We start from the raw sequence: 13,096 nt of genomic DNA on the forward strand, positions 1-13,096 counted from the left end.
CAGGGTTTCCCCGCCGCCGGTTCCGGTCAGTTGAACGTATGCACCTTCAGCTTCAGGCTGCCGTCGTCCTGCCGTTCAAAGACATGGGTCGCCCCCCCGCCCAAGGCTGGTCCGCGCCCGCCGCGTCCTTGCCCCGGGCCGACCACCTGGCCGTCCCGACCAGCAGCGCGCCGTCGCCCTGCGCCTCGATCAGGTCCAGCTTGTGCCCCGTCACGCCCATGTCGAACAGCCCGCCGAAGAACGTCCCGATCGCCTCCGGCCCCTTAATGACATCATGCGTGGCGGGCAGGAACAGCGCGTCCTGCGCATAGGCCGCTGCGACCGCCTGTGCATCGCCCGCATTGAAGGCGTTGTCCCATGCGGCATAGGCCGCCCTGACATCCTCGGCAGGACCGGCCCCCGCAGAGGCCGCTGCAAAGAGGCAAACGCCCAGCACGGCGGACATCGAGCTTGAAGACTTGACCATTCCTCCCTCCCTGCGGTTGCGCCCACGGTGTGTCCGTGTGCAGGGGGATTTTACAGGTTTGTGGCGGATCTGTCGATTTGGTTGGGGAGTGGGGGGATGGAAGATTGGAATACAGATGAAAGCCAACAGCTTGCGGTTCGTTGAATGCAAGTTGTGCTGAGGCAGGTTTATACTGTTTTGTAGGATGCAAGGAAACGGTCGTTTGATGAACGCTATGATGCGGTCTTTTTCAACGTCAGGGTTGGCAAGGGCGTAGCATTTCCTTGCGCTGGTGCAGGCTTCAGGCCTGTCAGTTGCAGGATCCTCTTGCGTGTTGCTGTGGCAGCCGGGCTTGTTTTCCGGTCAAAGGCACTGCTTCAAGAGGTCTTCTGGTAAACCGCACTCTTATGAATGCTTGCGGATAGAAGTGCAGAAGCATACATAATTATAGAAAGGGGAAGGATGGTCGCAGACACCCCTTGGCCCCATCGCGGACTGGCCGCAGAGCCTGAAGACCATTGTCGATCTGATGCTTGCCACGCCCGGCATGATGAGCCTGGTCTGGGAGCCCGAAGCAATCCACATCTACAACGACAGCCTTGCCGAACTGCTCCGCGAGCATCAGACCGACGCGTTGGGCGATCGGTGTTCCAGACCTTTGCCCGGTCGCGCGATGTCTTCGATGCGGACCTTGCCGCCGGCATGGCGGGCAGATCGGCAAGGCTGCTGGCGCGGCGCCATCCCGTGCTGCGCAAGGGCCGGCTGGAGGATGCGTGGTTCGATGTCGATTAGGCGCCGGTGCGCGATGAGCCTGGAAGGGTCGCGGGCGTCCTCTGGCCCTTGAAGGAAAGGCCGGGACTGATCGAACGGGCGCTGCCCTCTCAACCGGGTGGCGAGACGAGCTTCGAGCGGGGCCCGGACGGCATGCGATGCGTGATCATCATCCCCCTGTCGGCCAGCATGGCGGTGGGGAACGCGAATGGCTGAACACCCGCTGGCCGCGAAAGCCGTCCTGGTCGCCCAGGATGAATGTCACGCGGCCGACGGCCTGCGCCGCCTTGCCCGCCATGGCGGGCAGGGGATCGACCCCGCCCCGGTGCTGGAGCAGGCGATGAGGCGCGCGGAAACGGCTGGCCAAGACGCCTGTCAAGGAACCCGGACAGCGGCGATGGCCGCGCCGACCAGTGCGATCGCGACAGCCGTTCCGATCCAGACACCATAAAGCGCCTGTCCCAGGATCAATCCGCCGAGGATGGGGGACAGGACATCCGCGGCGGCGACAAGGGACTGCGCGCCGCCCATCGCAAGTCCCTGCACCGGCGGGGACACCTGAACCGAAATCGCCGCAAGATAGGTCGGCTTCGCCAGCGCGTCGCCGGTGCTGGCGCAAAGCATCGCAAGAACAAGGGCAGGGACGGTGCCTGCATTGACGGCCATCACGAAACCGCTGCCGACCAGAAGGAAGATCAAAAGGATCAGGTGGCGTTCGGCCAGATATGTCCCAAGCCAGCCCAGCAGGACAAGCTGGACAAGGATATTGATCGCGCCATCGGCCACGATCAGATAGCTCAACTGCTTGGCGCCAAAGGCATGGCCGTTCCAGACGAAGGTATCGGCCAGGAACACGGGCATCTGAGAGATGTACATGCCATAGGCAAGAAAGTGGCACAGCATCACCACGACCAGGACGCGGATCGCGGGAAAGCCAAGGATGGCGCGGAACGAGGCTTTCGCGCCGTCGTCAGGGCTTTGCGCCAGGGCGGCCGCGCCGTCATCCTTCAAGGCCAGCATTGTCGTCAGAAAGGCCAGGACCGTTATCCCGAAGGCCGCATGGATCGGGGCGGTCAGGGAAATGTCGGACAGAAGGCCCGACAGGGTTGCGCCAACCATTCCCCCAAGCCCCATTCCGGCCGTCAGGATGCCGATTGCCTGTCTCCGCCTTGCGGGGCCGGAATGGTCCGCGACATAGGCCATGGCCGCCGACATGTTCCCGGCGGTCAGGCCGAACAGCAGGCGCGCCAGGACGACCGCATACACATGCGGCGCGTTGGCCAGCAGCATCAGGCTGGCAGCCCCGACAAGCTGGCTGGCCAGAAGAAGCCTCTTGCGGCCAAGGCGGTCGGAAAGCCGTCCCAGGACGGGCGCGGACAGGAACTGGCTGAAGGCCTCGGTCGCGATGACGATGCCCAGGACCAGGGCCGAGCCGCCCATCCCCCGGACATGAAAGGGCAGCACGGGCAACACGGCAGCGGTGCCGGCCGCATAAAGGCAGACGACCGCGCAGGCGGGCAGGACCAGCCGCCAGGCCAGCGGTTCGGTCGCGCCTGCGGGGTCATCCGGAACGGGATCGGCGATCATGCCGCGTCCTTTCCGCCGTTCATGATGAACACGCTGCGGCGGGTGCTGTCATCCTGCGGCCATGCCTGGTCGAAGCGGTCAAAGGGCACCGGCGTGAAGTCGATCCTCAGGCCGTCTGAAACCGCCGCGCCAAGAACCTTGGCGATGGTTTCGATCAGGTCCGGGACCGCAACGCTGCCGTTGCCGCTGCCTGTCAGTTCGATCGCCGAGGCGCGCAGGACGGCTGCGGGCAGGGTGATGTCGGGCGCGGACATGGACCCCACCTGCACAAGGCGCATCGGCACCCCCTCGCGGCCCGCCTTGGCCGCCGCGATCAGCAGGCATTCCGCGCTGCGGCCCCACAGATAGTCGATCACGATGTCCACGCCCCGCCCGACCTCCTGCATGAAGCGCCGCTCCAGCCGTTGGGCATCATCGCCGAGCGGGATCGTCTGATGCGCGCCGAGCCTTTCCAGTTCACCAAGCGCATCGGCATTGCGGCCCGTCGCCACGATGCGCCCCGCGCCCAGCAGCCTGGCGATCTGGACCGCAAGGCGTCCGGATGTGCCGGTGGCGCCGTTGATCAGGACCGTCTCGCCCGGCTTCAGGCGGGCGCGCCGGGTCAGGGCGGCCCAGGACGACATCGCGGGATTGGCGATGGCCGCAGCGGTGGCGTCGTCCAGCCCGTCCGGCACCGGAACGCACAGCCCGGGATCCGCCACGGTCCATTCGGCCATGCTGCCATGGGGCGGGCGCGGCAGGGCGAAATACACCCTGCGCCCATCGGCAAGCGTTCCCACGCCATCGGCGCCGACCCCAAGGGGAAACCGCTGGTCCGCGCTGTAATGCGCGCCCGCCGCGCGGGCCTTGGCGACATGGCTGACGGCGGCCGCGCGGACGCGGATCAGTTGCTCGTCCCCGGCGGGCCGGGGGGCGGCGATGTCAGCAAGGGCCGGGGCTTGCCCGGCGGCGGAAACGACGGCGGCCTTCATTGCGGATCCTCCTTCAGCGGGCCGACGCCGACATGGCCCAGGTATCGTTCAAGCTTGCGGGTCCGGTCGCCGCCAAGGGTCACGAAGGCGCCGACATAACCGTCCGGCCGGATCAGCGCGCATTCGCCGGGGCCAAGGTCATAGGCGTCGCGGACATGGCCCCCTGCGTCGATCACGTCGCCCTGCGGGCCGACATGGTGCAGATGCAGCCCCGGCCGGTGCGGCGGTTCCTCGGTGCCCGCCCCGTCCATCAGCAATGTCCAGTGGGTTCCCTTGAACAGCTGGAACAGGCGCGTCGGCTGTCCGGCGGCGCCCCTGACCGGCGCGTCGGGCGCGCGGTCACCCGCCTGCAGGGTGCCACGGCGCGGGGCAAGCTGGCGCGACAGCGGCGATGCGCGATAGCCGATGTCAAGCTGGCGAACCTCTCGGCCCCGATGCGTGTTTCCCTGCTTCTGGTCATCCAGAAGCCGGGTCGAAAGGCCAAGCATCGCTTCCGCGACCGGGCGGCGCTCGGCCTCATAGGTATCCAGCAGCTCGTCATCGGCACCGCGCAACGCGGCCGCCAGCTTCCATCCCAGGTTACAGGCGTCCTGGACGCCGGTGTTCAGCCCTTGCCCGCCCGTGGGCGGGTGGATATGGGCCGCATCGCCCGCCAGGAACACGCAGCCCATCCTGTATCGGTCGGCAAGCCGCGCGTTCATGGCATAGTCCGAGGCCCAGGCCACCGACCGCACCTGCACGTCGCGCTGCCCGGTCCTGTCGGCGATCATGCGGCCGATGCCTTCCGCCGAAAGATCGGCCTCGCCCCGGGCGGGGATCGGCGCCTGAAGCTGGAACAGCCCTGTCCCGGCAAGGGGGCAGATGGCGACCATGCGGTCCATGTCGCCGTCGTTGAACTGGTGCCAGGCGTCACGGCCAAGGCCGGTCAGCGCCACATCCGCCACGATCGCGCGAACACCAAGCGTCTTGCCGGGAAAGCCCACGCCCATCCGGCCCCGCACGAAGCTGCGCCCGCCGTCGGCCCCCACGAGATAGCGGCAGCGCAGGGTTTCGCGGCCAGCGGCCGAGGCGATGTGCGCCGTCACGCCGGTTTCGTCCTGTTCGAACCCGATCAGTTCGCAGCCGAACCCGACATAGCCGCCCAGTTCGGCCAGCCGTTCCCGCATGATCCGTTCGGTCAGGAACTGCGGGATCATCAGCGCCAGGTGATAAGGCTCGGCCGGGGTCGGATCGGCGTGATCGCCCATGTCCTTTTCGACGTGGCGGCCGTCGTCGGCGTAGACGCGCATCGGCGGATAGGTTCCGCCGGCGGCGACCACCTTGTCGAGGATCCCCAGATCCTCGAAGATTTCCTGCGTCCGGGGCTGGATGCCCTTGCCGCGAGAGCCGGGGAACGGTTCCTTTCGTTTCTCGATCAGGCAGAAGGACAGGCCGCGCCGGGCAAGTTCGATGGCCAGCGTCAGGCCAGCCGCTCCCGCCCCGCAGATGAGCACATCTGCGGCAGATTCGGTTGTCATGGACATCTCCTTATGTGTATCTTGCACATAAATAGGAGTCGGGAATGCCGTCAAGGAAAAATGTGCAAGATGCACATATATCGTCGGAACAGGTCGGCGAACTGCACGCCGCCCTGATCGACATCGTCAGCCTGATGAACCGGCCGCAACGGGACGAGGATCTGGTGCGCGAGGCGGGCGTCGCGCTGGACAGCGCCCTTTTCCCGCTGCTGGTGGGGATCGAACGCATGGGTCCGATCGGCACGGTGGACCTGGCGGCGGGCGTCGGCCGCGACTATACCACGGTCAGCCGCCAGATCGGCAGGCTGGAAAGCCTTGGCCTTGTGGAACGCAGGCAAAGCGCCGCCGATCGCCGCGTGAATGAAGCCGTGGTGACGCCAAGCGGCAAGGCCATGACCGACAGGATCGACGCGGCGCGCGAAAGGATCGTCCGCACCGTTCTGGCCGATTGGGACGCCCGCGATGTCGGCGACCTGCTGCGCCTGATGCGCAAGCTGGCCGAGGCCATGAAGACGGATCCCGCCGGAACCCCGCCGCAGCGGCCCTGACCACCTGCGGGTGCTAGTCGCCCAGAAGCTGGCGGTCGTCGCCGTCGCGGCTGCGCACCAGTTCCTCCTTGATGCGGCGCAGGAACACCGTGGCGCGCTGGCGGTCGGCATAGGCGACCAGGTTGGCCAGGATGTCCACCGCCGCCAGAAAGGCATAGCGGGTCGAGGTCGGGCGGAAGATGTTGCGCCCCTCGGGCAGGTCGATGGTGATGGGAATGTCCGCCGCCAGGGCCACGGGCGAACCGCTCTGCGTCAGGGCGATGGTCGGCACCTTCTGCTGGCGCATCAGGTCAAGGCAGCGCACCAGGTCGGCGTCAAGCCCCGTCATCGAGGACACCACCGTCACCGTGCCGGGCGTCACCGCCGCCGACAGCATCAGATCCATGCTGCGGTCGTTCGAGCTGTGGATGCGGCATCCCAGCCTGAACAGCCGGTTGTGCAGTTCGTGCGATATCATCGACGAATTGCCGCCCGACCCGAAGGCCAGGATGAAATCCGCCGCCCGCAGCACCTGCGCCGCCCGGTCCAGCACCACGGGATCAAGCTGCTGGTGCAACTGGAACAAGGCGTTCTGCGCCTTGGCGACGATGTCTTCCGCCACTTCCGCCGCGCTTGTGGTGGGCACTTCGGGGCGCAGATAGCGCAGGCCCACATAGTTCATCCGCGCCAGTTGCAGCTTGAAGTCGGAAAACCCCGCGCAGCCGATGCGCCGGCAGAACCGCGTCACGGTCGGCGGCGACACCTCGGCCCGCGCGGCCAGTTCGCCGATGGTGGAACGGATGGCGAAATCCACGTCGTCCAGCACGATCTGCGCCAGCTTGCGGTCGTGACCGGACAGGCGGCGATCCTCGTCCACAAGGGCAGGGTAAAGGTCCATCATGGCTATCCGATGCAACACAAGAAAAATTATTACACGCAGGCTGGCGAAGTCAAGGATACGGGGCATAGTATCGGGTGATTCACCCAGAAAACTGAAACTCGGTAACATCCCCAAGGAGAAACCCATGACCTATCCCTGGCCCGACCCCGGCACGCCGCTGTCCCGGGTGCCGACGCCCATGCCGGTCATCGACGAAGACCGCCTGTCGCGCAACATCGCGCGCGCGCAGGACTATTTCGACCGGCACGGGAAATCCTTCCGCCCCCATGTCAAGACCCACAAGCTGGTGGCGGTGGCCCGCCAGCAGCTTGCCGCGGGGGCGTCGGGCATCAACTGCCAGAAGATCTCGGAAGCCGAGGCCTTTGCCGATGCGGGGATCGGCGACATCCTGATCACCTACAACATCCTGGGCGCGGACAAGCTGGCGCGGCTGAAGGCGCTGAACGACCGCATCCCGGCGCTGGCCGTGACCGCCGACAATGCCGCCGTGGTCGCGGGCCTTGCCGCGACCTTCACCCCCCACCGCCCGCTGCGGGTGCTGGTCGAATGCGACACCGGCGCGAAACGCTGCGGGGTGCAGACGCCCGCCGAGGCCGTAGCCCTGGCCGAAGCGATCAACGCGGCCCCGGGCCTGCGCTTCATGGGGCTGATGACCTATCCGCCGGTCGGCGGCGCGGCCCGGGTCGAGGCGTTCTTTGCCGAGACGATGGCGCAGCTTGAGGCGCGGGGAATACCCTGTCCCGTCCGCTCGAACGGGGGCTCGCCCGACCTGTTCCGCGCCCACGAGGTGTCCCTGTCCACCGAGCATCGGTCGGGAACCTATGTCTATAACGACCGCAGCCTGGAGCGCGCGGGCCATTGCGGCCCCGACGACATGGCCATGCACATCCTGGCGACGGTGGTGTCGCGGCCCGCGCCGGGGCGCGCCGTCCTGGACGCGGGATCGAAGACCCTGACCTCGGACCTGCTGGGCTTTGCCGATCACGGCCGCATCGAGGGCCAGCCCGGCGCGCGCATCACGGCCCTGTCCGAGGAACATGCCGTTGTCGAACTGACTGACGACGCGCGGTTCCCCGGCGTGGGCGAACAGGTGCGGATCGTGCCGAATCACACCTGCGTCGTGACCAACCTGTTCGACCGGATGGTGTTCCACCGCAACGGGATCGTCACTCGGGTCGAGACGGTGGATGCGCGCGGCACCGTCTGGTGACGGCGGCCAACCCTGCCGCAGGCAGGGCCGGGAAAGGCGGAGGGGTGAAAATCCGCCGCCTTTTCCCCCTGGATTTTTCATCGGGCCCAGGGGGAAGCATTTGGGAAAGCACCCCGGCCCTTTGGGGCGGTGAAATTAAGCGGGTGAATTTTTCAGATTCTTGAAAATTTATTTCTGCATGGCGCGCCAAGACAGGATATTTGTTGACTAATTGGGCATCCTGCGCGTAAATGATGAAAATCAATTACGGCAACGATCATGCTCCGCATCCACGGCTTCCTTCCTTCCGATGCCCCGGGAACCCTCGCATGAGGATCTTCACCGCGTCCCTGGCCACCGAAACCAACACCTTCTCGCCGGTGCCGACCGATCTGAACGCCTTTCGCGCCGCCTTCTATGCCCCGCCGGGCCAGCATCCCGACACGCCGACATTGTGTTCGTCGGTGGTGCCGATCCTGCGCCAGCGCGGCCGGGCCGAGGGCTTCACGGTGATCGAGGGCACCTCGTGCTGGGCGGAACCCGCGGGCCTGATCCAGCGCGCGGCCTATGAACACCTGCGCGACGAAATCCTGGGCCAGCTTGCGGCCGCGCTGCCGGTCGACGGGGTCGTGCTTGGCCTGCACGGCGCGATGGTGGCGCAAGGCTATGACGACCCCGAGGGCGATTTCCTGGAACGCGTCCGCGCCCTGTGCGGCCCCGATGTCCTGATCGCGGCGGAGTTCGACCCCCACAGCCACCTGACGGCCAGGCGCCTGCGCAACCTGGACGTGATGGCGGCCTTTCTGGAATTTCCCCATACCGATTTCGAGGAACGCGGCGCCCATGTCGTCGATCTGGCGCTGCGCGCGATCCGGGGTGAAATCCGTCCGGTGATCTCGTCCTTCGATTGCCGGATGATCACCATCTATCCGACCAGCCAGGCGCCGATGCGCGGCTTTGTGGACCGCATCGCGGCCTTGCAGGGCCGGGACGGGGTGCTGTCGGTTTCGGTCATCCACGGCTTCATGGCGGGCGATGTCCCGGAAATGGGCACGCGCATCGTGGTCGTCACCGACAACGATCCCGAAAAGGGCGCGGCCCTGGCCCGCCGGCTGGGCCACGACCTGTATCGCCTGCGGCGGCAGACGGCGATGCCGATGCTGGATACCGAAGCCGGTCTGGACCGGGCCCGGGCGATCCGGCGCGGCAATCCCGACCGGCCGGTGGTGATCGCCGACGTGTGGGACAATCCGGGCGGCGGCGTGGCGGGCGACGCCACCCATGTCCTGCGCCGGATGATCGAACGGGGCCAGACCAATGCGGGCGTGGCGACGGTCTGGGATCCGGTCGCAGTGGGCTTTGCCCATGCCGCAGGCGAGGGCGCGGAACTTGGCCTGCGGATCGGCGGCAAGTCCTGCGCCGAAGGGGGCGAGCCCTTGGATCTGCGCATCAGGGTCATGCGGGTGCTGGACGAAGGCTGGCAAAGCTTCCGCAACAGCCGCGTGACGCTGGGCCGGGTGGCGGTGGTGCGCGTCCTGGACACGGAACTGGACATCATCCTGATCACCAGCCGCAGCCAGACCTACGAGCCCGACATCTTCGCCAACCTCGGCATCGACTTCGCGGCCAAGGATTACCTGCTGGTGAAATCGACCAACCACTTCCAGGCGGGCTTTGCCCCCGTCTCCTCCGAGATCGTCTATGTCTCGGCGCCGACCTCCTATCCCACGGATCCCGCGACGACGCCCTATCGCAAGGCCAGTCACGACCTTTGGCCGCGTGTTCCCGACCCCCTGGGGCTGGACGGCTGAAAAACCGCCGCCCGGCGCCCCGGGCGGCACATCGAAAAGGCCCGCAAGCGGCCGTAACAACAGGAAACAGACATGAAAAAGACGCTTCTTCTAACCAGTTGCCTGGCGCTGACGACCGGCATGGCGCAGGCGGGCGACGGCATCCTGACCGTCGCCACCATCGGCGAGCCGCCCACCTTGGACGCGATGCAGACGCCCACCGACATCGTGCTGACCATCGGCCAGCACATCTTCGAGACGCTGTTCACCTATGACGCGGCGTGGCGTTCGGTTCCGCTTCTGGCGGCGGCGATGCCCGAGGTGTCGGAAGACGGCCTGACCGTGCGCATCCCGCTGCGCGAAGGGGTGACGTTCCACGACGGCAGCGGTTTCGACAGCGCCGACGTGGTGGCCTCGCTGGACCGCTGGATGGCCGTCAACTCGAAGGGCAAGCAGGTGGCCGAGGTCGTCGAAAGCCTGGCGGCGGACGGGCCGAACGCCGTCGTGTTCACGCTGAAATCGCGCTATTCGCCGCTGCTGGCGACGATCTCTCAGGCGGCGATCATCCTGCCTTCCGAAAAGGTCGCGGACGAGCTGACCGAGTTCGTGGGCACCGGCCCCTATGCCCTGAAGGAACGCAAGCCCGACCAGTACACGCAGCTTGTCCGCTTTGACGGCTATCAATCGCCCGAGGGCGAGATCAGCAACTATGCCGGCAAGCGCGAGGCCATCGCCCGCGAGATCCGCTTTGTCCCCGTTCCCGACGCCAACACCCGGGTCGAGGGGCTGATCTCGGGCCAGTTCGATTACGCGGATTCCCTGCCGGTCAGCGCCCATGACCGCGTCAAGGCCAGCGACACCGCCACCCCGGTCATCTTTGAAAACACCGGCTGGGTGTCCATGAACATGAACATGAAGGAAGGGCTGCTGACCAACAAGGATCTGCGCCACGCCGTGCAACTGGCGCTGAACCCCTAGGACATGATGCTGGCGGCCTTCGGCAGCGAGGAATTCTTCAGCGTCGATGCTTCGCTGTTCCCCGAAGGCTATCCCTGGCACACAAAGGCGGGGGTCGCGCGTTACGGCACGGGCGATCCTGAAGGCGCCGCGAAGTTGCTGGAAACCGCGGGCTATGACGGCACGCCGCTGCGCATCCTGACCAGCCGCCAGTACGAATTCCACTACAAGATCGCCGAGGTCGCCAAGGCCTATCTAGAGGCCGCGGGCTTCAAGACCGACCTGCAGGTGGTGGACTGGGCCACGCTGACCCAGCGGCGCGGCGATCCCGCGCAATGGGACATCTTCATCACCCATTCCAACTTCCCCGGCGATCCCAGCACGATCAACACCATCACCGACAGCTATCCGGGCTGGTATGTCTCGGACCAGAAGACGCAGGCGGTGAATGCCTATCTGGCGGCGACATCGGACGCGGAAAAGGTCGCGGCGTGGGAAACCATCCAGACCGTGATCTATGACGACGCCCCGCTGTTCAAGGTCGGCAACTTCAATGCCGTCTCGGGGATCTCGAAGGCGGTGGGGGGGTACGAGCCGACCTACTGGCCGCATTTCTGGAACGTCACCCCCAAGGAGTAAGCAGGAATGAACCGGGTCATCCGCGCCTTTCTCAGACGCCTGATGGGCATGGCGGTGGTGTTGCTGATCGTGGCGACGCTGGTCTTCATCATCGTCCGGGTGACACCGGGCGACCCGGCCGCCGTGATGCTGGGCAGCGATGCGACGCCCGAGGACATCGCCCAGCTGCGCGAGAAGATGGGCCTCAACGCGCCGCTGATCGTGCAATACGGGCAGTTCATGGCCGGGCTGCTGCGCGGCGACCTGGGCCGGTCGATCTTTCTGGACCAGTCGGTCGGCCAGGCGCTGCTGTCGCGCGCCGAGCCGACCTTCTTCCTGACGCTGTTTTCCATCCTGATCGCCACCGTCATCGCCCTGCCGGTCGGGATCCTGTCGGCGGTGCGACGGGGTTCCGGCTTTGACCAGGTCGTGGTGACGGTGACGATGGTGGCGGCCAGCGTGCCCAGCTTCTGGCTGGGGCTGATCCTGATCCAGGTCTTCGCCGTGCAGCTTGGCTGGTTTCCGGCCTCGGGCTATGGGGGCCCCGATACGCCCTTCCTTTATCGGCTGGCGCATCTGGTCCTGCCGGCGGTGACGCTGGGGGTGGTCAATTCGGCGCTGATCACCCGCTTTACCCGCGCCGCCATGCTGGACGTGCTGGGCGACGACTATGTCCGCACCGCCCGCGCCAAGGGCGCGTCCGAAAGCCGCGTGGTGCTGAAGCACGCTTTCCGCAACGCCATGGTGCCGATCATCACCGTGATCGGCCTGTCGGTGGCGATGCTGGTCGCGGGCGCGGTGGTGACGGAAACCGTCTTCGGCCTGCCGGGCGTGGGCAACCTTGTCGTCTCGGCGGTGTTGCGGCGCGACTATCCGGTGATCCAGGGCGCGCTTCTGGTGGTCGCGGCCATCTATGTGCTGATCAACTTCATCGTCGACATGCTGTATGTCGCCGCCGATCCTCGGGTGCGGATATGACCTCTTTCAACCTTTTTTCCGGCTTGCGGCCGCTGCTGCGCAACCGCGCGGTGATCGTCGGCCTGGTGATCCTGGCCGTGGTCCTGCTGGCCGCGATCCTGGCGCCATTGCTGGCGCCCCATGCCCCGAACAAGCTGTCGATCGTGAACAAGCTGCAACCCCCCTCGGCCGTCCATCTGTTCGGAACCGACGAGTTCGGCCGCGATATCCTGTCGCGGGCGATGTATGCGGGGCGGATCTCTCTGCTGGTCAGCCTGGGGGTGGTGGCGCTGTCCACGGTGCTGGGGGTGATCCTGGGCGTGGCGGCGGGCTTTTTTCCGCGCCTCGACACGCCGATCTCGCGGCTGCTGGATGCGATGATGTCCTTTCCCGACATCCTGCTGGCGATCGCGCTGGTGGCCGCACTGGGTCCGTCCCTGCCGACCGTCATCATCGCCCTGGGCATCACCTATGCGCCCCGGCTGGCGCGGATCGTACGCGGATCGACGCTTGTGCTGCGCGAGATGCCCTATATCGAGGCCGCGCTGACCCTGGGCCTGCCGCTCTGGCGGGTTCTGACGCGGCATCTTCTGCTGAACCTGGCCTCGCCGATCCTTGTGCAGGCCACCTTCGTCTTCGCCTCCGCGATGCTGGCCGAGGCGAGCCTGTCCTTCCTGGGCGTCGGCGTCTCGACCGACATGCCGACCTGGGGAACGATGCTGGCGTCGGGGCGGGAATACATCAACAACGCGCCCTGGCTGATGGTCTTTCCCGGCCTTGCCATCGTCTTCTCGGTTCTGTCGCTGCAACTGCTGGGCGACGGATTGCGCGATCTGGTCGATCCGCGCCTGTCGAAGGAACGTTGA

At 66.3% G+C, this 13,096-nt stretch carries 12 protein-coding genes and 1 pseudogene; 7 read left to right on the top strand and 6 right to left on the bottom strand.

Annotated features, from left to right (window positions below; genetic code table 11):
* Positions 1-52: 52 nt before the first annotated feature.
* Entirely contained in the window at positions 53-466 is a 414-nt protein-coding gene (locus JX613_RS08905; RefSeq protein WP_207101111.1) for a DUF4440 domain-containing protein, read from the bottom strand.
* A gap of 624 nt (positions 467-1,090) precedes the next feature.
* Between JX613_RS08905 and JX613_RS08910 the strand changes: the two genes are divergently transcribed.
* A complete protein-coding gene (locus JX613_RS08910; protein WP_207101112.1) occupies positions 1,091-1,237 on the top strand; it encodes a hypothetical protein in 147 nt (48 codons plus the stop codon).
* A 148-nt stretch (positions 1,238-1,385) separates the two neighbouring features.
* On the opposite strand, the gene JX613_RS08915 is transcribed toward JX613_RS08910, so the two are convergent.
* From JX613_RS08915 to JX613_RS08930, 4 genes are read right to left on the bottom strand one after another with little or no spacing between them, the layout of a single operon-like run.
* Positions 1,386-1,583, bottom strand: a complete 198-nt coding sequence (locus JX613_RS08915) for a class I SAM-dependent methyltransferase (RefSeq protein ID WP_207101113.1) — start codon at positions 1,581-1,583, stop codon at positions 1,386-1,388.
* An 8-nt stretch (positions 1,584-1,591) separates the two neighbouring features.
* Positions 1,592-2,803, bottom strand: a complete 1,212-nt coding sequence (locus tag JX613_RS08920; protein ID WP_207101114.1) for an MFS transporter — start codon at positions 2,801-2,803, stop codon at positions 1,592-1,594.
* Positions 2,800-3,774 (bottom strand): quinone oxidoreductase family protein, encoded by a 975-nt coding sequence (locus tag JX613_RS08925; RefSeq protein ID WP_207101115.1) that lies wholly within the window; start codon positions 3,772-3,774, stop codon positions 2,800-2,802. The genes JX613_RS08920 and JX613_RS08925 overlap by 4 nt, the downstream gene beginning before the upstream one ends.
* Positions 3,771-5,291: an FAD-dependent oxidoreductase gene (locus JX613_RS08930; protein ID WP_207101116.1), complete on the bottom strand. Its 1,521-nt coding sequence runs from the start codon at positions 5,289-5,291 to the stop codon at positions 3,771-3,773. Before JX613_RS08930 ends, JX613_RS08925 begins: the two co-directional genes overlap by 4 nt.
* Before the next feature lie 62 nt (positions 5,292-5,353).
* Here JX613_RS08930 and JX613_RS08935 point away from each other — a divergent pair, with 62 nt between their 5' ends.
* Positions 5,354-5,839, top strand: coding sequence for a MarR family winged helix-turn-helix transcriptional regulator (locus tag JX613_RS08935; protein WP_336512286.1), 486 nt, complete (start codon positions 5,354-5,356; stop codon positions 5,837-5,839).
* 13 nt (positions 5,840-5,852) lie between these two features.
* On the opposite strand, the gene JX613_RS08940 is transcribed toward JX613_RS08935, so the two are convergent.
* A complete protein-coding gene (locus JX613_RS08940) occupies positions 5,853-6,719 on the bottom strand; it encodes a MurR/RpiR family transcriptional regulator (protein ID WP_237168461.1) in 867 nt (288 codons plus the stop codon).
* A gap of 124 nt (positions 6,720-6,843) precedes the next feature.
* Between JX613_RS08940 and JX613_RS08945 the strand changes: the two genes are divergently transcribed.
* The 5 genes and pseudogenes from JX613_RS08945 (at position 6,844) to JX613_RS08970 (ending at position 13,096) form a co-directional block, all read left to right on the top strand.
* Positions 6,844-7,929 (top strand): D-TA family PLP-dependent enzyme, encoded by a 1,086-nt coding sequence (locus JX613_RS08945; protein ID WP_207101118.1) that lies wholly within the window; start codon positions 6,844-6,846, stop codon positions 7,927-7,929.
* Positions 7,930-8,237: 308 nt separating this feature from the next.
* Positions 8,238-9,719, top strand: coding sequence for a M81 family metallopeptidase (locus JX613_RS08950; RefSeq protein WP_207101119.1), 1,482 nt, complete (start codon positions 8,238-8,240; stop codon positions 9,717-9,719).
* 186 nt (positions 9,720-9,905) lie between these two features.
* A pseudogene (locus JX613_RS19850) lies at positions 9,906-11,294 on the top strand (ABC transporter substrate-binding protein).
* A 6-nt stretch (positions 11,295-11,300) separates the two neighbouring features.
* Positions 11,301-12,251 (top strand): ABC transporter permease, encoded by a 951-nt coding sequence (locus tag JX613_RS08965; protein ID WP_237168462.1) that lies wholly within the window; start codon positions 11,301-11,303, stop codon positions 12,249-12,251.
* Entirely contained in the window at positions 12,248-13,096 is an 849-nt protein-coding gene (locus tag JX613_RS08970) for an ABC transporter permease (RefSeq protein ID WP_207101122.1), read from the top strand. Before JX613_RS08965 ends, JX613_RS08970 begins: the two co-directional genes overlap by 4 nt.

The organism is Paracoccus shandongensis (assembly GCF_017315735.1).
GTDB lineage: Bacteria > Pseudomonadota > Alphaproteobacteria > Rhodobacterales > Rhodobacteraceae > Paracoccus > Paracoccus shandongensis.